Origin of the sequence: Enterobacteriaceae endosymbiont of Donacia cinerea, assembly GCF_012569925.1 — a bacterium.
In the GTDB taxonomy this organism is placed as follows: Bacteria; Pseudomonadota; Gammaproteobacteria; order Enterobacterales; family Enterobacteriaceae.
On record NZ_CP046204.1, the window covers coordinates 27,920 to 52,780 of the forward strand.

The 24,861-nt window shown below is 19.3% G+C and carries 22 protein-coding genes and 2 tRNA genes; 12 read left to right on the forward strand and 12 right to left on the reverse strand.

Annotation, left to right across the window (positions count from 1 at the left end):
• Positions 1-34 precede the first annotated feature (34 nt).
• The 3 genes from csrA to GJT94_RS00165 all read left to right on the forward strand — a co-directional run bounded on the left by csrA (position 35) and on the right by GJT94_RS00165 (position 478).
• On the forward strand, positions 35-226 hold the full coding sequence (gene csrA, locus GJT94_RS00155) for a carbon storage regulator CsrA (protein WP_168867846.1): 192 nt from the start codon (positions 35-37) through the stop codon (positions 224-226).
• A 79-nt stretch (positions 227-305) separates the two neighbouring features.
• Positions 306-392, forward strand: a tRNA-Ser gene (locus GJT94_RS00160).
• 13 nt (positions 393-405) lie between these two features.
• Positions 406-478: transfer RNA gene (locus tag GJT94_RS00165), tRNA-Arg, on the forward strand.
• A gap of 128 nt (positions 479-606) precedes the next feature.
• Here the strand turns inward: GJT94_RS00165 and dapD are convergent.
• The 8 genes from dapD to hisS all read right to left on the reverse strand — a co-directional run bounded on the left by dapD (position 607) and on the right by hisS (position 11,493).
• Complete coding sequence (dapD, locus tag GJT94_RS00170; protein WP_168894136.1) at positions 607-1,443, reverse strand: 2,3,4,5-tetrahydropyridine-2,6-dicarboxylate N-succinyltransferase; 837 nt, start codon at positions 1,441-1,443, stop codon at positions 607-609.
• An 84-nt stretch (positions 1,444-1,527) separates the two neighbouring features.
• On the reverse strand, positions 1,528-3,615 hold the full coding sequence (gene ligA, locus GJT94_RS00175; protein WP_168894137.1) for an NAD-dependent DNA ligase LigA: 2,088 nt from the start codon (positions 3,613-3,615) through the stop codon (positions 1,528-1,530).
• Positions 3,597-5,003 (reverse strand): cysteine--tRNA ligase, encoded by a 1,407-nt coding sequence (cysS, locus tag GJT94_RS00180; RefSeq protein WP_168894138.1) that lies wholly within the window; start codon positions 5,001-5,003, stop codon positions 3,597-3,599. Before cysS ends, ligA begins: the two co-directional genes overlap by 19 nt.
• Positions 5,004-5,104: 101 nt before the next feature.
• Complete coding sequence (gene dnaB / locus GJT94_RS00185) at positions 5,105-6,490, reverse strand: replicative DNA helicase (protein WP_246208898.1); 1,386 nt, start codon at positions 6,488-6,490, stop codon at positions 5,105-5,107.
• A 67-nt stretch (positions 6,491-6,557) separates the two neighbouring features.
• A complete protein-coding gene (dusA, locus tag GJT94_RS00190; protein ID WP_168894140.1) occupies positions 6,558-7,538 on the reverse strand; it encodes a tRNA dihydrouridine(20/20a) synthase DusA in 981 nt (326 codons plus the stop codon).
• A gap of 75 nt (positions 7,539-7,613) precedes the next feature.
• Positions 7,614-8,936 carry a ribosome biogenesis GTPase Der gene (gene der, locus GJT94_RS00195; RefSeq protein WP_168894141.1) on the reverse strand — a complete coding sequence of 441 codons (1,323 nt, stop codon included), beginning with the start codon at positions 8,934-8,936 and terminating at the stop codon, positions 7,614-7,616.
• Positions 8,937-8,951: 15 nt separating this feature from the next.
• Positions 8,952-10,130: an outer membrane protein assembly factor BamB family protein gene (locus GJT94_RS00200; RefSeq protein WP_168894142.1), complete on the reverse strand. Its 1,179-nt coding sequence runs from the start codon at positions 10,128-10,130 to the stop codon at positions 8,952-8,954.
• A gap of 79 nt (positions 10,131-10,209) precedes the next feature.
• Positions 10,210-11,493 carry a histidine--tRNA ligase gene (gene hisS / locus GJT94_RS00205; RefSeq protein WP_168894143.1) on the reverse strand — a complete coding sequence of 428 codons (1,284 nt, stop codon included), beginning with the start codon at positions 11,491-11,493 and terminating at the stop codon, positions 10,210-10,212.
• 182 nt (positions 11,494-11,675) lie between these two features.
• Here hisS and tadA point away from each other — a divergent pair, with 182 nt between their 5' ends.
• The 3 genes from tadA to GJT94_RS00220 all read left to right on the forward strand — a co-directional run bounded on the left by tadA (position 11,676) and on the right by GJT94_RS00220 (position 14,030).
• Positions 11,676-12,185, forward strand: a complete 510-nt coding sequence (tadA, locus tag GJT94_RS00210) for a tRNA adenosine(34) deaminase TadA (RefSeq protein ID WP_168894144.1) — start codon at positions 11,676-11,678, stop codon at positions 12,183-12,185.
• Complete coding sequence (glyA, locus tag GJT94_RS00215; protein WP_168894145.1) at positions 12,154-13,398, forward strand: serine hydroxymethyltransferase; 1,245 nt, start codon at positions 12,154-12,156, stop codon at positions 13,396-13,398. Before tadA ends, glyA begins: the two co-directional genes overlap by 32 nt.
• A 65-nt stretch (positions 13,399-13,463) precedes the next feature.
• Positions 13,464-14,030: a DJ-1/PfpI family protein gene (locus tag GJT94_RS00220; RefSeq protein WP_168894146.1), complete on the forward strand. Its 567-nt coding sequence runs from the start codon at positions 13,464-13,466 to the stop codon at positions 14,028-14,030.
• An 86-nt stretch (positions 14,031-14,116) separates the two neighbouring features.
• Here GJT94_RS00220 and nusB read toward each other — a convergent pair whose 3' ends face one another.
• From nusB to ribD, 3 genes are read right to left on the reverse strand one after another with little or no spacing between them, the layout of a single operon-like run.
• Positions 14,117-14,536, reverse strand: coding sequence for a transcription antitermination factor NusB (gene nusB, locus GJT94_RS00225; RefSeq protein WP_168894147.1), 420 nt, complete (start codon positions 14,534-14,536; stop codon positions 14,117-14,119).
• A gap of 5 nt (positions 14,537-14,541) precedes the next feature.
• Positions 14,542-15,027: a 6,7-dimethyl-8-ribityllumazine synthase gene (gene ribH, locus GJT94_RS00230; protein ID WP_168894148.1), complete on the reverse strand. Its 486-nt coding sequence runs from the start codon at positions 15,025-15,027 to the stop codon at positions 14,542-14,544.
• 33 nt (positions 15,028-15,060) lie between these two features.
• Complete coding sequence (gene ribD / locus GJT94_RS00235) at positions 15,061-16,173, reverse strand: bifunctional diaminohydroxyphosphoribosylaminopyrimidine deaminase/5-amino-6-(5-phosphoribosylamino)uracil reductase RibD (protein WP_168894149.1); 1,113 nt, start codon at positions 16,171-16,173, stop codon at positions 15,061-15,063.
• A 249-nt stretch (positions 16,174-16,422) separates the two neighbouring features.
• On the opposite strand from ribD, the gene leuA reads away from it, so the two are divergent.
• The 6 genes from leuA (at position 16,423) to dapA (ending at position 22,777) form a co-directional block, all read left to right on the forward strand.
• The gene (leuA, locus tag GJT94_RS00240; RefSeq protein WP_168894150.1) at positions 16,423-17,982 is read left to right on the forward strand and encodes a 2-isopropylmalate synthase; all 1,560 of its coding nucleotides are present in this window, start codon (positions 16,423-16,425) and stop codon (positions 17,980-17,982) included.
• 2 nt (positions 17,983-17,984) lie between these two features.
• Positions 17,985-19,076 (forward strand): 3-isopropylmalate dehydrogenase, encoded by a 1,092-nt coding sequence (gene leuB, locus GJT94_RS00245; protein WP_168894151.1) that lies wholly within the window; start codon positions 17,985-17,987, stop codon positions 19,074-19,076.
• A gap of 19 nt (positions 19,077-19,095) precedes the next feature.
• Entirely contained in the window at positions 19,096-20,487 is a 1,392-nt protein-coding gene (gene leuC / locus GJT94_RS00250; RefSeq protein WP_168894152.1) for a 3-isopropylmalate dehydratase large subunit, read from the forward strand.
• A gap of 7 nt (positions 20,488-20,494) precedes the next feature.
• On the forward strand, positions 20,495-21,094 hold the full coding sequence (gene leuD / locus GJT94_RS00255; RefSeq protein ID WP_168894153.1) for a 3-isopropylmalate dehydratase small subunit: 600 nt from the start codon (positions 20,495-20,497) through the stop codon (positions 21,092-21,094).
• Positions 21,095-21,112: 18 nt separating this feature from the next.
• Complete coding sequence (locus tag GJT94_RS00260) at positions 21,113-21,781, forward strand: nucleoside monophosphate kinase (RefSeq protein WP_168894154.1); 669 nt, start codon at positions 21,113-21,115, stop codon at positions 21,779-21,781.
• A gap of 117 nt (positions 21,782-21,898) precedes the next feature.
• Positions 21,899-22,777: a 4-hydroxy-tetrahydrodipicolinate synthase gene (gene dapA, locus GJT94_RS00265; protein ID WP_168894507.1), complete on the forward strand. Its 879-nt coding sequence runs from the start codon at positions 21,899-21,901 to the stop codon at positions 22,775-22,777.
• Here dapA and glyS read toward each other — a convergent pair.
• Entirely contained in the window at positions 22,769-24,841 is a 2,073-nt protein-coding gene (gene glyS, locus GJT94_RS00270) for a glycine--tRNA ligase subunit beta (RefSeq protein WP_168894155.1), read from the reverse strand. The genes dapA and glyS overlap by 9 nt on opposite strands.
• Positions 24,842-24,861 lie beyond the last annotated feature (20 nt).

Sequence of the window (24,861 nt, forward strand, 5' to 3'; positions counted from 1 at the left end):
TTTTATTATATTTTATTTTTTTAAGGAGAAAAGGATGCTTATTCTTACTCGCCGAGTAGGCGAAACACTTATGATAGGTGATGAAGTTATAGTAACAGTATTAGGAATAAAAGGGAATCAAGTTCGAATAGGTGTTAATGCTCCTAGAGAAATTGCTGTTCATCGTGAAGAAATATATCAACGTATACAAGCAGAGAAAAATCAAAAAACAAATTCGTTAAAATAAATTTATTTTTTTACAAAAATAATTAATTTGACAAAGTTTTTATAAAAGATATAATATTATATCTAAGTTTAATATAATTGGTGAGATGGCCGAGTGGCTTAAGGCGCACCCCTGCTAAGGGTGTATGTGGTTTTCTGCATCGAGGGTTCGAATCTCTCTCTCACCGAAAGATATTATAGGCATCCGTAGCTCAGAGGATAGAGCACTCGGCTACGAACCGAGTGGTCGGGGGTTCAAATCCTCCCGGATGCAAATAAAAAATTTATTTTTACTATTATATTTTTTAAAGTTGAAATCTTTTAATATAAAAAGAAGCATATTTATTTAAAATAATAAGTTAATTAATTAACTAATTTCGTTATATAGTATTTTTATTTTACTTAAAGTTTTGTTTCTTGTTCACGTAAAATATCATTAATTTCAGTTTTACTTAAAGTTTTTTTATCTACTTTTTTAACTATTATTACACAATATAAACTATATTTACCATCTTTTGATGGTAAACTACCTGGTACTACAACTGAATAGCTAGGAATTATTCCATAATGAATTAAACCTGTCTCTCTATTATAAATTTTAGTACTTTGTCCTATATATACTCCCATTGAAATTACTGATCCTTTTTTTACAATTACCCCTTCTACTATTTCCGATCTTGCTCCTATAAAACAATTATCTTCTATAATAGTGGGTCTAGATTGTATTGGTTCTAAAACACCACCTATTCCGACGCCTCCTGAAATATGAACATTATTTCCTATTTGAGCACAAGAACCTATTGTAGACCAAGTATCTATCATAGTTTTTTTACCTATAAAAGCTCCTATATTAATAAAAGAAGGCATTAGTATTGTGTTTTTAGAAATAAAAGATCCATATCTTACTACAGTAGGAGGTATAATACGACATTTCATTTTTTCAAAATCATTCTTTTTAAAATTATCACCAAATTTTAAAGGTATTTTATCGTAAAAACTATTATATTTACTTTTTAATATAAAATTTTGATTAATACGAAAATATAATAATATTGCTTTTTTTATCCATTCATAAACTTTCCAATTTCCTTTAATATTCTCAGATACTCTAATTATACCTTTATCCAAAAATTTAATTACTTTATTAATATTATTAATAACTTCTTTATTTTTTAATAAATTATTATTTTTTTTATATTCTGAAAAATAATTTTCTATAATATCTTTAGTATATTTCATATAATTTTATTATTAAAATTTTTTAAATTAAAATATGTGTACTTTTTTAATAACAATATCATTTATTTAATAAATAAACAAATTTTAATATTTTTCAAAATTACTTATTTTATTAAGTAAAGAAATTACTTTATTCTCATTAATAATTTTAATATTAAATTTACTTGCTTTTAATAATTTAGAACTTGGATTTATACCTAAAATTAATATATTTGTTTTTTTACTAATATTAGTATTTATTATAGCTCCTAATATCATTAGTTGATTTACAAGATTATGTCTTGTTATAAATTTTAATTTACCAGTAATAACTATTTTTTTTTGATAAAAAAAATTTTTTTCTGAAATTTTTTTAGAATAAATAATATCTATTTTTTTTAATAAATTTTGAATAATATTTATATTATGTTTTTTTTTAATATAATTTAATATATTTAATGAAGTTTTTTTTCCTATGTTAGTAATATTTTGTAATTTAGTTATATTAGTATTTAAAAAATCTTCTAATGTTTTAAAAAAAAATGATATAATATTAGACGTTACTATTCCTACTTCGGGAATTCCTAAAGAAAATAAAAACCTACTAAATGTAATTTTTTGTTTTTTTTTTAAAAATTTTAAAATTTTTTTAATAGATTTATTACCTAAATAATCTACTTTAGATAAAGTAAAAATATTTAAATTTAATAAATCTACAGAACTTTTTATTAAATTTTTATCTACTAATTTATCAATTAACTTTTCTCCAATAAAACTTATATTTATAGCATTTTTTGAAATAAAATGTTTTAAATACGCTTTTAATTGAGATTTACAAAATAATTCTGATGTACAATATAAAATATTATTTTTTTTTTTCTTTAAAATAGAATTACAACTCGGACATATTTTAGGTATTAAAATATTTTTTCTTTTTTTTATAGAATGTTTATTAATTATTACATTAGTAATTTTAGGTATTACATCACCACATCTTTGTATTACAATATTATCTCCAATTTTTAAATCTAATCTTTTTATTTCATTAATATTATATAATGTTGCAAAACTAATATTTACTCCATTAATATTTACTGTATGAAAATTAGCAATTGGAGTAAGAATTCCTGTACGTCCAATTTGAAAAGTTACTTTTTTTAATAATGTTAATTTTTCTTGTGAAGGAAATTTATAAGCAATAGCCCATTTAGGTGCACGATTAGTATGTCCAAAAATATTTTGTTGTTTTATATTATTTATTTTAATAACAATACCATCTATATTATAAGGTAAAAGATGCCTATTTTTTTTATAATATTTATAAAAATTAATAATTTTATAATAAGAAGAATAAATTTTAGTATGATTACATATAGGAATTCCATAATGCTTTAATTTTTTTAATATTTCTTGTTGACTTAAAAAAAAATTTTTATCTATAAAACCAATTCCATAACTAAAAAAATTTAATAAATTTAAAATTTTTGTATTAATATTTTTGTTTAATTTTAATATTCCTAATGTAGCACTTCTTGTATTACTAAATAATTTAGTTTTATTTAATTGTTTTTGATTCAATATCTTAAAATTTTTTTTTGTTATAAATATTTCACCTCTTATTTCTAAATTTTTAGGTAAATTTTTTCCTTTTAAAATATGAGGTATATTTTTAATTTGCAATATATTTTGTGTAATATTTTCTCCAAAAAAACCATCTCCTCTTGTTATTGCACTAACTAAATAACCATTTTTATATAATAAATTAATTGCTATACCATCAAATTTTAATTCACAGCAAAAATTAGATTTATGTATTATTTTCTTAATAGGAGAAAAAAAATTTTTAAATAAATCATATTCACTAAAAACATTATTTAATGATAACATTGGTATTTTATGATTTTTCTTTTTAAAAAATATAAATGATTTATATTTAGAACCTACTAATTGAGTAGGAGAATATTTATTTTTTAAATAAGGATATAAATTTTCTAATTTTACTAATTTAATTAATAATTTATCATATTGATAATCAAGAATATCAGAATTATTCAATATATAATATCTATAATTATAATTTGTAATTATTTTACGTAGTTTTATAATTTTTTTTTTATAACAAAAAAGTTTATAAACTTTATATAAAATATTTATTAATCTAATTATATAAAATTTTATATTTTTCTTTTCCATATTGTTCCAATATCTGTATCTTCTAAAAGAATATTTTTATTTTTTAACTTATTTCTAATATAATCAGCTTTATTCCATAATTTATTTTGACGAGCAATATTACGTTTTTTAATTAATTTTTTTATTTCATCTTCACTATAATAATTATATAAATATGTATTATTTTGTAAATATTTTTTAGGATTATAAAATAAAATCCCTAAAATATTACCTAATTTTTTTAATTTTAAAATATAATAATTAGCAATTAAATATTTTTTATTTTTATAAAAAATATTAATTTTTTTAGATATTTTAAATAATATACTATATGCTTTAGGAGTATTAAAATCATCATTCATAGCATTATAAAATTGTTGTTCTAATAAAAAAAAATTATTTTTAATATTTTTTATATTAAAAAATTTTTTTTTATAAAATAAAGAAGTATATAATTTTTTTATAGCTATTTGTGCTTGTTTTAATTTAGTTTCATTAAATATAATAGGACTACGATAGTGAGTAGCAGTTAAAAAATATCTAATAACTTCTTCATTATATTTTAATAATAAGTCTTTTATTTTAAAAGTATTTTTTAAAGATTTAGACATTTTTTTATTATTAATTATAATCATCCCTGTATGTATCCAATAATTAACAAAAAATTTTGGATCAATACAAGAAGATTGAGCAATTTCATTTTCATGATGAGGAAATATTAAATCATTACCACCACCATGTATATCAAAACACTTTCCTAAATATTTACGACTCAAAGCTGAACATTCTATATGCCATCCCGGACGGCCATAACCCCAAGGAGAGTCCCATCCTATATTTAATTTATTAGTTAATTTCCATAAAATAAAATCTTTATAATTTTGTTTAAAATTAATATTCTTAACTCTTATATTTGATTTTAATAAATTTATATTTTGTTTAGATAAAAATCCATATTTTGGATATTTTTTAATAGAAAACATAATATCACCATTCTTAGCAATATATGCAGTATTATTTATTAGTAACTTTTTTATTACAGATATAATATCTTGTATATGATCAGTAACTTTAGGTTCAAAATTAGGAAATAATATATTTAAATTATTAAAATCTTTTGATATTTTATCAATTATATTTTTTGTAATAGAATATATATTCTTATTTTCATGATTTGCTAAATTTATAATTTTATCATCAATATCAGTAATATTTCTTATATAATAAACTTCATAATTTAAAAATTTTAAATATCTGATAATAATATCAAATACAATAAAAGTTCTTCCATGACCAATATGACATATATCATATGGAGTTACACCACATACATAAATTTTTACTTTTTTTTTATTAATAGGATAAAATACTTCTTTTTTTTTACTTAATGTATTAAAAATTTTTAACATTTCTTTTTTCTTAATTAAATTATATAAATAATTTTATATTAATTATTTTTTTATGTAATATTTTTTTATAAAAAATTAATTAAATTATTTTAGAAAAAATTTTAAATATTTTCATTATCATAATAATTTGAATAATTATCAAAACGTGTAATTTGATTATTAAAAATTAATTTTATAGTTCCAATAGGTCCATTTCTTTGTTTACCTATAATAATTTCAGCTATACCATGTAAATTAGTATTTTCATTGTATACTTCATCCCTATAAATAAACATAATAAGATCTGCATCTTGTTCTATTGAACCAGATTCTCTTAAATCAGAATTCATTGGTCTTTTATCAGATCTTTGTTCTAAAGATCTATTTAATTGAGATAAAGCAACAACAGGAACATGTAATTCTTTAGCTAATGATTTTAAAGAACGAGAAATTTCAGATATTTCTAAAGTTCTATTAAAAGATAGAGAAGGTACTTTCATTAATTGTAAATAATCTACCATTATCAAACTTAAACCATTATGTTCTCGAAATATTCTTCTAGAACGTAATCTAATTTCTGTTGGAGTTAATTCAGAAGAATCATCAATATATATATTTTTTTTTTTTAATAAAATACCCATAGTATTAGATATTTTTTTCCAATCATTATCATTTAATTGTCCTGTTCTAATTTTACTTTGGTTTACACGTGAAAGAGATGCTAGCATACGAATCATAATTTGTTCACAAGGCATTTCTAAACTAAATATTAATACAGGTTTATCTTGAGATATTGCTGTATATTCACAAATATTCATTGCAAGCGTAGTTTTTCCCATAGCAGGACGTGCGGCAATTATAATTAAATCAGAATTTTGTAATCCTGATGTTTTTTTATTTAGTTCATGATAACCAGTATCTATTCCTGTGATCCCTTTTTTAGGAGCATTATAAAATGATTCAATTTTAGAAATAGTAACTTCTAAAATTTCTTCTAAATTTTTAGGTTTAGTATTTTTATGAAACCTTTTTTCTGCAATTTTAAATACACGGGATTCTGCTAAATTTAATAAATCTTCACTATTTCTACCATTTGGATAATATCCAGCTTCTGCTATTTCATTAGCAACAGATATCATTTCTCTAATTATAGCACGTTCATGAACAATATCCGCATAAGCATATATATTCGATATACTAGGAATATTTTTTGATAATTCAGCCAAATATGCAAATCCTCCTACTTGATTTAGTTTTTTTTTACTTTGTAAAGATTCAGATAATGTTATTAAATCTATAGGTTTTCCTAATTCTATTAAAATATTCATTTCATTAAAAATTATTTTATGTGATAAAATAAAAAAATCGTCTACTATTATTTTTTCTATAATATAATCCCATCGATTATTATCTAACATTAATCCTCCTAATATTGATTGTTCTGCTTCTAAAGAATGAGGAGGAGTTTTTATATTTTCAATTTGTAAATCTTTTTTAAATTGTTTCATTAAATTATTTATTACCATTTATAAATATAATTTTTAACTTATTTAAAAAATAAAATAGAATATATTATTAATATTTTATATAAAATAAAGCTTTTTTTAACATATCTAGATTATTATTTTTTAAAAAATTTTTTTTATTAAAAATAAAATTTTTAAAATTATGAAATCCATTAATACCATAAAAAATATTTAATAAGGGAGTAATAATAGTCATTAAAGGAACACCTTTATTTAATTCTTTTTCTATATAGGAAAACATAGATTTTACTATTATTAAAGGGTTTTTAATAATAACAGATTTATTATTATAAATATGTTTATCGATATTTATTAATATCATTGGATTTTTAAAAATTTCTCTACCAATCATAACTCCATCAACATATTTTAAATGTTCTTTAATATCTAATAAAGTTTTAACACCACCATTAATTGATATTTTTATATTCGGAAAATTTTTTTTTATCTTATAAATAATTTTATAATTTAATTTAGGGATTATTAAATTTTTTCTTGTACTAATTTTTTTATAAAGTAATGCTTTTCTTGCATGAATTATAAATCTTCTACAACCACTTTTTATCAATAAATCAATAAATTTATATAAAAAATCATAATTATCATTATTATTAATTCCAATACGCATTTTTATTGTAATAGGAATCGTAACACTATCACTCATAGATTTAATACAATCTGATACAATTTTAGGTTGAAACATTAAACATGCTCCAAAATTACCTTTTTGAGATCTTAAAGAGGGGCATCCTAAATTTAAATTAATTTCTTTATATCCTATTTTTTCTGCTTTTTTAGCACACAAAGATAATAATTTCGGTTCATTACCAGCTAATTGTAATACAAGATTATTCACATTATTATTTTCTAATAAAATTATTTTATTATTTTTAATTAAATTAGAATGAATCATTTCAGTATATAAAAGTGATTTTTTAGTTAATTTACGGTAAAAATACCTACAATATTTATTAGTTTTTTTAAACATAGGAGCTACTTCAAATCTAAAATACGGAATTTTTTTTTTCATATTTATATATTAATAAATGCAAATTTATTTCTTTGAATAAAATATATTAAAATAATAAATATTAATTTTAATAAATTAATTATATGGATTTTTATTTTCTTGAAATTTTAAATTTATAACATTGCCAATACATTGTAATTTTTTATAAAAAAAATTTAATAAATAACGTTTGTAATTATTATTTAATTTTGTTAACTGATTACCATATATTTTAAATATTAAAGGATTATTATTTAATTGATGTATATATTTTAATTTTATACGTCTACCATTATGTATTGGTGGTAAAACTAATTTGGTTGCTAAATTTAAAATTTTCATAAGTTTAGAAGTATTATATATTTTAGTAGATATATTATATATTTTATATATTATTTTAAAAATATTTGTTAAGTTTACAGTAAATTTAGCAGAAATAGAAACTATAGGAAAAAATTTAAATTTTATTTTTATAAGTTTTTTTATAAAATTAATATCTTTTAATTTTATAAGATCTATTTTATTTATTACTAAAATAATTAATTTTTTTTTAGAAATGATATAATTTATTATTGTTATATCTTGATTACAAAAAATCTTTTTTTCTCCATTAATTACATATAAAACAATATTAGATTTTTTAATAATTTTATAAGATTCTAAAATAGATATTTTTTCTATTTGATTTTTAATTTTATTTTTTTTCTTTATACCTGCTGTATCAATTATAGTAATATTTTTATTAAATTTATTTAATGATACAGAAATACTTTCTCTTGTTGTTCCAGGAATATCACTAATAATTACTCTTTTTTCATTAACAAATTTATTTATTAAAGTGGATTTACCTACATTAGGCATTCCTATAATAGCTAATTTAATATTATTTTTATTTTTTATATAAAATTTATTTGTATCTTTTTTATTTATAAATATCTTCTTAATATAAGAAAATAATATTTTTTTTAATTTTAAAATATCATTATTATCTAAAATATTTATTTGATAAAAGTTTACACCTAAAGAATAAAATTCAGTATCTAAAAATTTTTTTTTTTTAAAATTTAATATTATAATTACTTTTTTACCATATTTTCTAATATTCTCAATAATTTTATAATCTATAGTATTTAATTTATCTCCTTTTATTATTAATAAAATAAGATTTGATTTTTTAATTAAAAATAAAATTTGTTCTTTTATTAAAGGATTTTTTTTATTAAAGTTATTATAACTAACTGTATCTATACAGATAAATTCTAAATTTTTAATCTTAGCATTACCATATTTAGTATCTATTGTAAAATTTGGTATTTTATTAACTAACGAATCATTTTTTTTAATTAAAATATTATATAAAGAAGATTTACCTACATTATTATTACCTAATATAACAATATTAGGATATTGATGTGTCATTTTTATCTCTTTTATTTAAGATATTGTTAAAATTTTAAATAAATATATTTTATTATATATATTTTGTACAACTAATTTATTTTTTATTACTAAAATATAATTTATTTTATATTTATCAATTTTTTTATTTCCAAGGAAAATTCCTTCTTTAGGATCTATCCAATAAAGAAATCCTTTATTATTTGTAAAAAAAATTTTTTTATTATATATAAATAAATTATCAATTTTATTATTTTTAAATTCATCTATTATCCATATTAATTTACCATTTTTTGCATTTAAGGCAAAAATTCTGTTTAATGGGTCTATTAAATAAATAACATTATTATTTATAATAAAATTTTTATGAGTAAAATATATTTTTTCCCAAATAATATCACCTGTACTTAAATTTATCGCCATAAAATTACCATTATAAGATGATACATACACAATTCCTTTATATATAATTGGTTGTATATCAATATCATTTATATTAATGAAATTTTTATTACTATTCATTCTTAATAAACTTTGCTCCCAAACTAAAAATCCGTTAGTAACTACACGAGAACTAATTAAACCATTATCACTTCCTATAATTACATTATCAAAAAAAAGTACGGGATCAGATAAACCTCTTATAGATAATATATTTGAATGACCTAAATGTGCTGTCCATAAAATTTTACCATTATTTTTATCTAATCCCTGTAAAATATCATCCATACTATGGACTAGTAGTATATTTTTTCTAATAATAAAATTAGATAATATTTCATTAAATATATTTTGTTCCCACACTACAGATTTATTTTTTATATTTATTGCAAAAATTTTTCCTTGTTTATTACCAACATACAAATAATTATTTGAAATTATGGGTCCAGCAGTAAGATATTCATATTTACAAGATGAAAAAAAACAAGATTTATTTATTAAATTAATAGACCAAATAATTTTTCCTGTTTTTATATTTATACAATAAATAAATCCATTTTTATTAGCTAAGTATAAAAATCCTTTACTATAAAAAGGTTTTAATTTTTTAAAAGAAATATTATTTTTTCCTATTTTATTTTGCCAAATTAATTTAAACTTTATTTTATTAAATTTAGATAATGTACTATTATTTTTTTCATATGTACAAGAAGTTAAACAAATAGAACAAAGAATAAATATTAACATTACAATTTTTGGTAATTTTATTTTCATATTTTACTCTTTTATAATTAAAATTTATTTTAATAATTGTAAAATTTTACTAGATAAAAATTTTTTAAAAAATAATTTATTAAAATATTTTTTCTAAATGTAATATTAATTTATTTTCTGGTATAATGATTTGTTTTTTTAAACATAAATCTTTAATAATAAGTAAAGAATTATCTATTTCTTTTTGACCTATAATAATTATAAAATGTGATTTATATTTATTTGCTTTAATAATCTGTTTTTTTAAATTTTTAAAAAGATAACTAGTTACTATTCTAAGTTTAGGAAAATTTTTTCTAATTAATTCTCCAATAACTAAAATTTTTTTTAAAATATGATTATTTTCCATTGGTATTAAAAAAATATCAACAAGATATTTGATCTCTAACTTAATAGATTTCATATTTTCAACTAATAAAATTAAACGTTCTATACCTATAGCACAGCCAATTCCACTATTAATTTTATTATTACTCATATTATTAATTAATTTATCATATCTTCCTCCTCCACATATAGTTTTAGAATTTGTTGTTCCTATATTATTAGTTTTCCATTCAAATACTATATCATTATAGTAATCTAATCCTCTAACTAAATAATCATTTATAGTAAATTTTATATTCATAAAATTTAAAATTTTACATAATTTTTTAAATTTATATATACTATTTTCATTAAGAAAATTTTTTAATTTAGGGGCATTAATTAATAATTTTTGAATATTTTTATGATTATTATCTAAAATTCTTAAAGGATTTGTATATATTTTTTTTCTATCTTTTAAATCTAAAAGATGTAAATTTTTTTCTAAAAAAAATATTAATTTTTTTATATATTTTTCTCTATCTATTAGAGATCCAATAGTATTAATTTCTAAAAAAATATTTTCTGTAATATTTAATTTTTTCCATATATTATTTGTAAGAATAATAATTTCAGCATCAATATAAGGAGATTTTAAACCAAGTATTTCAATACCAATTTGATTAAATTGTCTATATCTCCCTTTTTGGGGTCTTTCATAACGAAACATAGGTCCATTATACCAAAAACGCTTATTAATATAAAAAATATTATGTTCAATTATAGCTCTAATAAAACCCGTCGTTCCTTCTGGACGTAAAGTTAAAGAATTTTTATTTTTATCTAATAAAGTATACATTTCTTTTTCTATAATATCTGTATTTTCACCAATAGTTTTATTAAATAATTCACTTTTTTCTAAAATAGGTAATTTAATTTCTTGATAACCATAATTATTTAAAATATTTTGAATAATATTTTCAATATTTTTCCATAATAAAGTTTTTGGAAATAAATAATCATGCATACCATAAATTGCTGTAATTTTTTTTATCACTATAAATTCTCTTTTATTAAGATTAAGTTTAATTATTTTTTCAAATTTTATAAAATTTGAAATGTATTAATATTATACTAATAACAATTATTTTTAAAAATAAAAAATATATTCTTTTACATATTTTTTATATAATAAAATTAAATTTTATTTAAAATAATTAAAATTAAAAATATATTTTAATGAAAAATGATATTTATTGGATGAAATATGCTTTACGTTTTGCTAAATTAGCAAAAAATACTGGAGAAATACCAGTTGGAGCAATTATTGTAAAAAATAATAAAATAATTTCTTATGGTATGAATAATTCAATTAAAAATCATGATCCTACAGCACATGCTGAAATAATAGCCTTAAGAAAAGCTGGAAAATATTTAAAAAACTATAGATTATTAAATACAACTATGTACGTAACATTAGAACCATGTTTAATGTGTTCTGGAGCTATAATTATTAGCAGAATTTCTCGTTTAGTATTTAGTTCTTATAATAAAAAATATAGTAATATAGGATCTTTTATAGATTTATTAGGTATTTATAATATAAACTATAAAATAAAAATAAATTCTGGAATTTTAATCAAAGAATGTACAAATATTATAAAAAAATTTTTTTTCTTTAAAAGAAAAAAGAATTTTTTTTTAAAAGGTAATCAATTTGAAAAAAAACAAAAAAATATTAAACTATGATACGGAATTATTAAATATTTTAAATAAAGAATCAAAAAGACAAGAAGAAAGTATTAATTTAATAGCTTCTGAAAACTATACATCCTATAATGTAATGTTTTTTCAAGGATCTAAATTAACTAATAAATATGCTGAAGGATATCCTAAATATAGGTATTATGGGGGTTGTAAATATATTGATCAAATTGAAAATATTGCTATACAAAGAGCTAAAAAATTATTTCATGCAGATTATGTAAATGTACAACCACATTCAGGATCACAAGCTAATTTTGCTGTTTATATGGCTTTATTAAAACCTGGAGATATTTTAATGGGATTAGAAAATTCACATGGAGGTCATTTAACACACGGTTCTAAAGTAAACTTTTCAGGAAAATTTTATAAAAATATATCATACAAAATAAATAAAAAAGGGATAATTGATTATAATAATTTATTAAAATTAGCAAAAAAATATAAACCAAAAATAATTATTGGAGGTTTTTCGTCATATTCAAGAATATGTAATTGGGCTAAAATGAGATATATTGCTGATATGATAAATGCATATTTTGTTGTTGATATTTCACATATTGCAGGATTAATTATTGCAGGATTATATCCTAATCCATTACCTTACGCTCACGTAGTAACCAGTACAACTCATAAAACATTATCTGGACCTAGAGGAGGAATAATATTATCATTAAAAAAAAATAAATATTTATTTCAAAAATTTGATAAATCTGTTTTTCCTGGAAGTCAAGGTGGTCCTTTAATGCATGTAATTGCGGCTAAAGCCGCTGCATTTAAAGAAGCATTAAATCCTAATTTTATTTTATATCAACAACAAATACTAAAAAATGCTAAATTAATGGTCAAAATTTTAAAACAATATCATTTTAAAATAGTATCTAATTATACTGAAAATCATCTATTTATTATAGATTTAACAAATAAAAATATAACAGGAATAGAAGCTGAATTATTATTAGAAAAATATAATATTATTGTGAATAAAAATAGTATTCCTGATGATATAAATCCTCCTTCTATTACTTCTGGAATAAGAATAGGAACACCAGCTATTACAAAAAGAGGTTTTAAAGAAAAAGAAATATATTTATTATCTAAGTATATTATAAATATTTTAAATAAAAAAAATAAATATTGTAAAAATATAAAAAATAATGTTATTAAATTATGTAAATTATTTCCTATATATAAATAATATACTTTCTTTAATAAGATTATTTTAAAATTTTAATTTTTTAGATTAATAAGGATAATTTAATAATGATAAAATGTTATTCAGTTTTTATCTGTGTTACAGATGGTATTGAAGATATAGAAACAGTATCTTCAATAGATATTTTAACTAGAAGTAATATAAATGTTATATTAGTTAGTGTAAATAATAAACGAGAAATATTATGTGCTCATGGTACAAAAATTGTAAGTGATATTTTTTTAAATAATATAGAAAATATTAACATCGAAAATATAATAGCAATTATTCTTCCTGGTGGATTAGAAGCATCTAAATATTTTCAAAAAAATTATTTTTTATTAAAATATCTAAAAAAATTTAAATTTTCTAATCGTATAATAGGTGCAATATGTGCTTCACCTGCTATGGTTATTAGTGCTAATAATTTATTTCCTAATGCAAAAATGACTGGATATTTAGGATTAAAATATTTAATACCAAATCAACAATGGACAAAAAGTCCAGTTTATTGGGATAATAAATACAAATTATTAACAGGACAAAGTGTAAAATATGCTATACAATTTAATTTAAAATTAGTACAAATTATTTTAGGAGAAACAGTATCTCTAAAAATAGAAAATGAATTATAAATAAAAAAATTTAATAAAAAATTGATATATTGAAAATATTTATAATTACTATATAAATAATTATTAAAATAAAAAATTTTAATTATTTAATTTCTTAGTTTGTTTGCTATTTTATCTAACACACCGTTAATAAATTTATAACTATTTTCAACTCCACCAAATTTTTTTGCAAGACAAATACTTTCATTTATTACAACTTTATATGGAACATCTAAACGATTAATTAATTCGTATAAAGAAAGACGTAAAATTGCTTTTTCAATTTGTCCTAACTCAAATAATTTACGAGATAAAAATGGTTTCATTACATTATCTAAATAAAAACTATTAATTATTACTCCATTTATTAAATCATTAAAATAATCAATATCAATGTTTTTAATATTTTGTATTGATTCGTTTAAAAAATAGTATTGGATTTCATGAAAATTATTTTTAGATAATTGCCAAGAGTAAATAGCTTGTAAAGCATATTTTCTAGATTGATATCTTTCAGTAAACTTCACTTAACTTACCTTTTTATATGTAATAATTTTATGGATTTAAATATATTAATCATTTCTAATAAAGTTAAAGCTGCTTCAGTACCTCTATTACCTAACTTAACACCTGATCTTTCAATAGCTTGTTCAATATTATCCGTTATTAAAATACTAAAAGAGATCGGGATATTATTTCTTACTGATAAATTAGATATTTGAGAACAAACTTCTTTCGATAAATATTTAAAATGAGATGTTTTTCCTTTTATAATAGTTCCAATTGCTATTATACCATCATAAATATTTTTTTGTATTAATAAATTAATAACTGAAGCTATTTCATAACTTCCTGGTACCCAACATATAGTTATATTTTTATCTTGTACCATACCTATTCTTTGTAAAGTATCAATAGTAGCATATAATAAATTTTTATTTATAAATGTATTATATCTTGATATAACAATAGCTATAAAAGCATTAGGTGCTATAATATTTTCATCAATAATTTTCATAGTATATTTTTTATATCCTTCTTTTTTATAAAATTATTTAATAGGTTTTAATATTAATTTTAGATCTGGTCCTAATTTTTTTATATTTGTAAAATAAAAATTAGGTACATTAATAATATTTGTAAATTTATGTATATTACATAAATTTAACGACATATTTCCTAATAATTTAGGAGATAAATATATAATTAATTCATCTATTAATTTATCATTAATTAAAGATCCTGATAAAATACTTCCTGCTTCTATAAGAAGTGAATTAATTCCTCTATTACCTAATATTTTAAATAAATATTTTAAATTAAAATAATTATTTATTTCAGGAATAATAATTTGCTCTACATAATGAGGCCAATTTTCAAAAGTATATTGTGATTTTACTAAAATTATTTTTCCAGGAGATAAAATAATTTTATTAGTAGGTTTAATTTTATTTAATCTATCTAAAATAATTCTAATTGGTTGTCTTAATAATTTTTTAGGATATTTTTTTTTTATTTGATAAAATAATTTATTCCATTTTACTAATAAAGTAGAATTATCTTGTAAAATAGTTCTACTTGTACTTAGAATAGCTGTGCTTTTTGCTCGTAAATTTTGAACATCTTTTCTAGAAACTTTTGAAGATATCCATTTACTATTCCCATTTAATAATGCAATTTTACCATCTAAAGATGATGCTAATTTAAGTTGTATCCAAGGGAAACCAGTATTCATTCTTTTAAAAAATCCATAATTTATGGATTTAGCTTTTTTTGATAAAACATTATTAGTTATTTGAATACCTTTACTTTTTAAAAATTTTAATCCTTTACCATTTACTTTTGGATTAGGATCTTTTGAAGCAACTACTAATCTTTTTATCTTAGCATTAACTAATGCTTGACAACAAGATGGTGTTAAATTTTTATAATTACAAGGTTCTAATGTTACATAAACTGTTGATCCTTTAGCATATTGACCTGCCATTTTTAATGCATTAATTTCTGCATGAGATTTTCCTGTTTTAAAATGATATCCTTGTCCAATAATTTTTTTATTATTAACAATAATACATCCTACATTTGGATTAGGAGTTGTAGTAAAAATTCCTAGTTTAGCTAATTTTATTGCACGCATCATATAAAATTTATCTATTACATCCATAATAACCTTAAAAAAAATTTAATATTTTAATAATTTAAAATTTTAATAATAATTAAATTATTTTAATATAATTATTTTAATTAAATAAAAACTCATAAAAAATAATTTTTTATTTAAATATTTAATAAATATAAATTATTATAATTATATATAATATATATATAAAATATAATTTTTTTAATTATTAAATTAATTTTAATATAAAAAAATATATTTTTAATAAATTTTCTTTTAAGAGATGATATTAATATGAAAAAAAAAATTATTCTTTTTGATACTACATTACGTGATGGTGAACAATCACTAAAATCTAATTTAAATACTAAAGAAAAAATAGAAATAGCATTAGCATTAGAATCTATGGGCATTGATATTATTGAGATTGGATTTCCTATTTCTTCTCCTAACGATTATCAAACTTCTAAAAAAATATCATATATTATAAAAAATAGTAAATTATGTGGTTTAGCTAGATGTAAAGAAAAAGATATAGATATGGTATATAAATCATTAAAAAAATCTAATAATTTTAGAATTCACCTTTTTTTGGCAACTTCTCCTATACATATTATTACAAAATTAAAAACCACTTTAAATAAAGTAATAGAAAAAATATCATTTATGATAAAATATGCACGTCAATATACTGATGATATTGAATTTTCTTGTGAAGATGGAAGTAGGACACCTATTAACGATTTATGTTTAGTTGTAAAAACAGCAATTGATGCAGGAGCTACAACTATTAATATTCCAGATACAGTAGGTTATACATTTCCTCAAGAATATTATAATATAATTTCTTATTTAAAAAAAAAAGTAGATAATATAGATAAATGTATTCTTTCAGTTCATACACATAATGATTTAGGTATGGCAGTTGGTAATGCTATTACTGCAATAAATGCAGGAGCAAGACAAATTGAAGGAACTATAAATGGAATAGGAGAAAGAGCCGGAAATTGTGCTTTAGAAGAAGTAATTATGGCTCTATATACAAGAAAAAAAAATATGAATTTTTATACTAATATAAATTACCAAAAAATATATTATACAAGTAAAATAGTAAGTAAAATTTGTAATATTCCATTAGCTATTCATAAAGCTATTGTAGGAAGTAATGCTTTTTCTCATTCTTCTGGAATTCACCAAGATGGAATGATAAAAAATAAAAAAACTTATGAAATATTAAACCCTAAAAATATAGGTTTAAATAAAACAAAAATTAATCTTACTTCTAAGTCAGGAAGAGCTGCAGTTAAATATCATATGAATTTAATGGGATATAAAAAAAATACATATAACATTAATACACTATATAAAAAATTTATTAAATTAGCTGACCAAAAAGGACAAATTTTTAATTATGATTTAGAATCATTAGCTTTTAATAATGAAATAGAAAATAATACAGAATATTATTCATTAATATATTTTAATGTACAATCTAATTCTAATATTTCTATTGCAATAATAAAATTAAAATGTGGAAAAATAATAAAATTAGAAGCTGCAACCGGATTAGGTCCAGTAGATGCAATATATAAAACAATAATTAGAATAACAAATTATGATATAAAACTTATTCAATATATATTAAAAGCTAAAAATCATACTGAAGAATCAATAGGACAAGTTGATATTAAAATAAAATATAAAAAAAAATTTTTTTATGGAATTGGTTTATCTAAAGATATTATTAAGGCTTCAGTTATTTCAATTATTAATTGTCTTAATAGTATTTGGAAATCTGATAAAGTTCAACAAAATATATTAAAAATTAATAAAGTTAACAATTTTGAGGAATAATAATGTCAGCTAAATTTAAAATAGCTATTTTACCTGGAGATGGTATTGGTCCAGAAGTAATGAAACAAGCAATAAAAATATTAGAAAAAATTAAAAAATATATAAATAAAAAAATATTTATTGATACTTATATTGTTGGTGGAATAGCTATTAATACATATGGAAATCCGTTACCTAAAAAAACATTATATGGTTGTGAAAATTCTAATGCCATATTATTTGGATCTGTAGGAGGTCCTGAATGGGATTATTTACCTTTAGATAAAAGACCAGAAAAAGGATCATTATTAAAATTAAGAAAACATTTTAATTTATTTGCAAATATACGTCCTTCTTTTTTTTATAAACAATTAAGTATTTTAAGTCCATTAAAAGAAAAAATTTTAAATAAAGGCTTTGATATTATTTGTATTAGAGAATTAACAGGAGGTATATATTTTGGTCTACCTAATGGTAGAAAAGGAAAAGGAATAAATGAATATGCATTTGATACTGAAATTTATTCAAGATTTGAAATAGAAAGAATTGCACATATTGCTTTTAATTTAGCATTAAAAAGAAAAAAAAAAATATGTTCTATTGACAAAGCAAATGTTTTAAACACATCCAAATTATGGCGTGAAGTTTTAACAGAAGTATCTAAACAATATAAATCAGTAAAATTAGAACATATGTATATTGATAATGCTGTAATGCAATTAATGAAAAATCCTTCTCAATTTGATATTATATTATGTTCAAATTTATTTGGAGATATAATATCTGATCAATGTGCTATGATTACGGGATCAGTAGGCAATTTACCTTCAGCTAGTTTTAATCATAATTATTTTGGTTTATATGAACCTTCAGGAGGTTCTGCTCCTAACATTGCAGGAAAAAATATAGCTAATCCTATTGCTCAAATATTATCATTAGCAATGTTAATTGAATATTCTTTACAAGAAAAAAATATAGCTCAAAAAATAAAAAATGCTATTCAAAAAACACTAGATTTAGGTTATAGAACTAAAGATTTATTTACAAATAGTAAAGATGAAAAAATAGTTACAACTGATGATATGGGAACATTAATTATGGAATTTATTATATAGATATATATAGGTATAATTTATGGGAAAAACATTATATGAAAAAATATATGATAGGCATATTATTTGTAATATAAAAAATAATATTAATTTATTATATATTGATAGACATTTTATTCATGAGGTAACTTCACCTCAAGCTTTTCAAGAATTAAGAAATAAAAATAGAAAAGTTTATAGATCAAATAAAACTTTTGCAACTATGGATCATAATGTATCTACTAAAATAAAAGATATAAATGCATCTAGTTATATAGCTAAAAAACAAATGGAAACACTTATAAAAAATTGTAATGATTTTAATATTAAATTATACGATATTTATAATCCTAAAAATGGGATAGTTCATGTTATAGGTCCAGAACAAGGTCTTACATTGCCAGGAATGATTATTGTATGTGGAGATTCACATACTTCTACTCATGGAGCATTTGGTTCATTAGCTTTTGGAATAGGTACTTCAGAAGTAGAACATGTATTAGCAACTCAAACTTTAAAACAAGAACGTGCTAAAAACATGTTAATAAATATTAATGGTAATATATCCAAAAATATTACAGCAAAAGATATAATCTTATCAATAATTAGAAAAGTTGGTATTAGTGGGGGTAATGGATATATTATTGAATTTAATGGTAATGTTATAAAAAAATTAAGTATGGAATCAAGAATGACAATTTGTAATATGTCTATTGAAATGGGTGCTAAATCAGGATTAATTGCACCTGATAATATAACTTTATCTTATTTAAAAAATAAAAAATTCGCTCCTAAAAAATACTTATGGAAAAAAGCTTTAGAATATTGGAAAACATTATATAGTGATTGTAATGCTAAATTTGATAAAATTATAAATATTGATATTACAAAGTTAACTCCTCAAATTTCTTGGGGTACTAATCCTGAACAAATCATAGGTATAAATGAAAATATTCCATTAATAAATTCCTATAAAAATCATAATAAAAAAAAATTAGCAATAAAAGCTTTAAAATATATGGCTTTAAATGAAGGTATAAAATTAATTAATATAAAAATTAATAAAGTATTTATTGGTTCTTGTACAAATTCTAGAATTGAAGATTTAAGAATAGCAGCAAAAGTTGTTTTAGGAAAAAAAATTTCTCCTCACGTTACAGCGATAGTTGTTCCAGGATCTAATGTTGTTAAAGAACAAGCAGAAAAAGAAGGATTAGATAAAATTTTTAAAAACGCAGGTTTTGAATGGAGATATTCAGGATGTTCTATGTGTTTAGCTATGAATGATGATAAACTTCAACCAGGAGAAAGATGTGCTTCTACTAGTAATAGAAATTTTGAAGGTCGTCAAGGTCGTAATAGTAGAACTCATTTAGTAAGTCCCCTTATAGCTGCAATAACAGCTCTATATGGTTGTTTTATTAATATAAATTGAGATATATATGAAAAAAAAATTACAATATAATGATATCATAGTTCCTCTAAATATATCAAATATTGATACGGATGTTATTATTCCAAAACAATTTTTACAAAAGAATAATAAAACAGGATTTGGAAAAAATTTATTTAATGATTGGAGATATTTAGATGATAAAAATAAAGTACTTAATCATAAATTTATTTTAAATAAAAAAGAATTTAAAAATTCAAAAATTTTATTAACTAGAGAAAATTTTGGTTGTGGTTCTTCGAGAGAACATGCTGTATGGGCATTATTAGATTTTGGTTTTCATACTATTATCGCTTCTAGTTATGCAGATATATTTTATAATAATGCTATTAATAATAAATTATTACTAATTATTTTAAATAAAAAAATAATTGATCAATTATTTTTTATAGTAGAAAAATTTCCTGGTATTTTATGTTATATAGATTTATTTCATAAAAAAATTATAATAAATAATCAATTTTTTAATTTTAAAATTAGTCAAGATATAATTAATTTTATTACAAATGATTTAGATCAAATAGATTTAACAATGAAACATTCTAAAGAAATTAATATCTTTGAAAAGACATATTTTAAGTTTTTTTAAAAATGAGAATATTATTAAATGCGTATAATATTATTAGGACCTCCAGGAGTAGGAAAAGGAACTTATGCAAGATTTATATCTGAAAAATATCATTTACCTAATATTTCTATAGGAAACATATTAAGAAATTATATTCTAAATAATAAGAATTCTCTTTTAACTAATAAAATAACAAACTTTATTAAAAAAGGTATAATGATTCCTGATAATATAACGATTAAAATTATTAAAAATAGATTATACAATTTAGACTGTAAAAAAGGTTTTTTATTAGATGGATATCCTAGAAATATTGTACAAGCTAATATTCTAAAAAAAGAAAATATAAAAATAGATATAATTTTAGAGTTTCATATACCAAAAAAACAAATTATTAAAAGAATTATAGGTAGGAAAATACATCTACCTTCAGGTAGAACCTACCATATAATTTTTAATCCTCCAAAGATAAAAGATAAAGATGATATAACAGGAGAAACATTAATAACTAGAACAGATGATAATATTATTACGATTAAAAATCGTTTAAAAGAATATTTAAGACAAACAAAACCATTAATTAAATATTATAATAAAGATTATATAAATAAAAAAATTATTTATAAAAAAATTAATAATACATCATCTATTTTAGATGTAAAAAAAAAAATAAATGATTTTTTACAAAAATTTAATATAAAAAAATAATAATTTTTATTATTTTATTAAAATTTAAATTAATAAAATTATAATAATTTGTTTATTTACTTTAAATTTGTTATGATTATTCAATCATTAACATTAATTAATATGGATTATAGTCTAATGTTTACTGGAAGTATTGTAGCACTTATAACTCCAATGGATATTAAAGGTAATATTTGTAAAAAAAGTTTACAAAAATTAATTAAGTATCATATTAATAATGGCACAAAAGCAATTGTTATTATGGGTACAACAGGAGAATCTGCTACGTTAACATATAATGAACACATAGATATTATAATGTATGCATTAGATTTTTCAGAAAATAAAATACCTATTATAGCTGGAACAGGATTTAATTCTACATCTAAAAGTATTTCAATAATATCTATTCTTGAAAATTCAGGAATTGTAGGTTGTTTAAATGTTACTCCTTATTATAATCGTCCTACACAAGAAGGTTTATATCAACATTTTAAAGAAATTGCAAATAATACTGAATTACCGCAAATACTATATAATGTTCCTTCAAGAACAGGATGCGATTTATTACCAGAAACAATTTATAGATTGTCAAAAATTAATAATATTATAGGAATAAAAGAAGCAACTGGAGATTTATCTCGTGTAAATAAAATTAAAAATTTAATTAAAAAAAAATTTTTTTTAATTAGTGGTGATGATAAAACTTCTTTTGAATTTATGTTATTAGGTGGTGATGGTATTATATCTGTTACAGCTAACATTGCTGCATTAAAAATGAGTAAATTTTGTAATTATATAAAAGAAAAAAAAATAAATAAAGCAAAACAAATTAATAAAGATTTAATCTTATTACATAATCAATTATTTATTGAATCTAATCCAATACCAGTTAAATGGGTAGCAAAAAGATTAGGACTCATAGATAATGATAAAATGAGACTTCCTATGACACAACTTACAAAATATAATCAAAAAATTATAGAAGATACATTAAAAAAATTAAAATTAATATAAACAACTAAAATTAGCTATTTTAAAAAAATATTTTTTTATATGATTTAGGATCAAAATTCTATTTTTTTTAATTTTTTTATCTTTATGATTAATTATGACCTTTTCAAAAAAATTATTCACAGGATAATATAATTCTGATAATATCAATAATATATTATAATATTCGTTATTTTTAATCTTTAAAATAAATATTTTTGATAATTTAAGAATATGTTTAAATAATGTAATTTCTTCTTTATCTTTTAATAAAGAAGTATTTATTTCATTAACATCATCTATGTATTTTATATTTTTAAGTAAAATTTTACTTATTCTTTTATAAGTAGAAATTAAAAAATAACTTTGTTGTATCTCATTTTTAAAAAATAAATCTAAAGCTTTTATTTTATAATCTAAAATTAATAAATTATTAATTTCATTATCTAAAATAGAAGAGATAATATTTTTTTTATAACCTAAAGATATATACCAATTCTTACATCTATTTTTTATAAAAAATAAAATTTGATTTAATATTTTTTTTTTATTAATTAAATTATCTTTGTATAAAGATAAACTAAAAATAATTAATTTAGTTAAATTAATTTTTATTTTTTTTTCTATAATAATACGTATAATGATTAATGTTATATATTTTAAAGCAAAAGGATCTTTATCTCCAGTAGGTATTAACGATATACTAAAAATTCCTACTACTGTATCTATTTTATCTGCAATAAATAAAACACAAGAAACTATATGTTTAGGTATTAAGTTATTTTTTTTATATTGATATTGTTCTTTAATAGCTTGTATTACATTTTTATTTTCTTTATTATATTTTGCATAATACATGCCAATAATTCCCTGTAAATCAGGAAATTCATAAACCATTTGTGTTGCTAAATCACATTTAGATAATTTACTAGCTCTAATACAATCTACAATATTAATTTTTTTAATATTTTTTCCTATAAATTGAGATATATTTTTTATACGTATAGTTTTTTCAAATAGATTACCTAATTTTTTTTGAAAAATAATATTTTTTAATTTATCTAAATATTTTTCAAATTTTATTTTTAAATCATTTTGAAAAAAAAATTGAATATCTTTAAATCTTGATTTAATTACTTGTTCATTATTATAAATAATTTTTTTATTATTTTTTGTTTGAATATTTATTAAAATAATAAAATAAAATGATAAATGTTTTTTTTTATCATATAAAGGGATATATTTTTGATAATTAATCATAATATATTCTAATATTTCTGATGGTAATGTTAAAAATTTTTTACTAAATTTACCTATTAATAATACAGGCCATTCAACCATAGAAGATAATTCTTCTAAAAATTTTTTATTTATTTTAGATATAAGATTTAAATTATTTGTTATTTTTTGTATTTCATTAAAAATGAAATTTTTTCTTTCAGTATAATTAACAATAATTTTTCCTTGTTTAAATAATAATTTATTATATTCTTCTGCATTTTTTAAAATTATTTTTTTTGAACACATAAAACGATGTCCTTGAATAATATTATTAGATTGAAGATTAAACAAATTTTTTTTAATATTTTTTTTACCTAAAACTAATACTATGTTTCTTATAGGTCTAATAAATTTAAAAAAATTTTTATCCCAGTACATAAAATTAGGAATAGAAATAATATTTTTTAAGGAATTTATTATCATATTTGATATTAAATCTTCAATATGTGCACCTTTTATTATTTTTTTATAAAAAAGATATTTATTTTTATAGAAAATATTTTTTATATTTTTAATATTATACTTTTTTATCCAAAATTTAACTATTTTATTTGAAAAAATATCTTTTTTATTAGGTATAAAAGGTCCTTTAATAGTATAAAAATAATCATTTTGTATAATATTTATAAAATATATTTGTAATGCAATACGTCTAGCAGTAAAAAAACATTTTATTGTTTTATATTTAAAAAAATTTTTTTTTAACTCATTTTTAAAATTTATTAAAATTATTTTAGATAATTTTAATAAATAATTAGAAGGTATTTCTTCTATACCAATTTCTAATAATAATATATTATTACACATAATGTTATATTACCTAATTA

Bases quoted from the DNA above. Each gene is read 5' to 3' on its own strand.
- ribD (WP_168894149.1), bottom strand. From the start codon at position 16,173: ATGGATGTAATAGATAAATTTTATATGATGCGTGCAATAAAATTAGCT.
- GJT94_RS00200 (WP_168894142.1), bottom strand. From the start codon at position 10,130: ATGAAAATAAAATTACCAAAAATTGTAATGTTAATATTTATTCTTTGT.
- csrA (WP_168867846.1), top strand. From the start codon at position 35: ATGCTTATTCTTACTCGCCGAGTAGGCGAAACACTTATGATAGGTGAT.
- leuA (WP_168894150.1), top strand. From the start codon at position 16,423: ATGAAAAAAAAAATTATTCTTTTTGATACTACATTACGTGATGGTGAA.
- ribH (WP_168894148.1), bottom strand. From the start codon at position 15,027: ATGAAAATTATTGATGAAAATATTATAGCACCTAATGCTTTTATAGCT.
- ligA (WP_168894137.1), bottom strand. From the start codon at position 3,615: ATGGAAAAGAAAAATATAAAATTTTATATAATTAGATTAATAAATATT.
- glyS (WP_168894155.1), bottom strand. From the start codon at position 24,841: ATGTGTAATAATATATTATTATTAGAAATTGGTATAGAAGAAATACCT.
- dusA (WP_168894140.1), bottom strand. From the start codon at position 7,538: ATGAAAAAAAAAATTCCGTATTTTAGATTTGAAGTAGCTCCTATGTTT.
- der (WP_168894141.1), bottom strand. From the start codon at position 8,936: ATGACACATCAATATCCTAATATTGTTATATTAGGTAATAATAATGTA.
- leuC (WP_168894152.1), top strand. From the start codon at position 19,096: ATGGGAAAAACATTATATGAAAAAATATATGATAGGCATATTATTTGT.
- dnaB (WP_246208898.1), bottom strand. From the start codon at position 6,490: ATGAAACAATTTAAAAAAGATTTACAAATTGAAAATATAAAAACTCCT.
- tadA (WP_168894144.1), top strand. From the start codon at position 11,676: ATGAAAAATGATATTTATTGGATGAAATATGCTTTACGTTTTGCTAAA.
- leuB (WP_168894151.1), top strand. From the start codon at position 17,985: ATGTCAGCTAAATTTAAAATAGCTATTTTACCTGGAGATGGTATTGGT.
- GJT94_RS00220 (WP_168894146.1), top strand. From the start codon at position 13,464: ATGATAAAATGTTATTCAGTTTTTATCTGTGTTACAGATGGTATTGAA.
- cysS (WP_168894138.1), bottom strand. From the start codon at position 5,003: ATGTTAAAAATTTTTAATACATTAAGTAAAAAAAAAGAAGTATTTTAT.
- dapD (WP_168894136.1), bottom strand. From the start codon at position 1,443: ATGAAATATACTAAAGATATTATAGAAAATTATTTTTCAGAATATAAA.
- leuD (WP_168894153.1), top strand. From the start codon at position 20,495: ATGAAAAAAAAATTACAATATAATGATATCATAGTTCCTCTAAATATA.
- GJT94_RS00260 (WP_168894154.1), top strand. From the start codon at position 21,113: ATGCGTATAATATTATTAGGACCTCCAGGAGTAGGAAAAGGAACTTAT.
- dapA (WP_168894507.1), top strand. From the start codon at position 21,899: ATGTTTACTGGAAGTATTGTAGCACTTATAACTCCAATGGATATTAAA.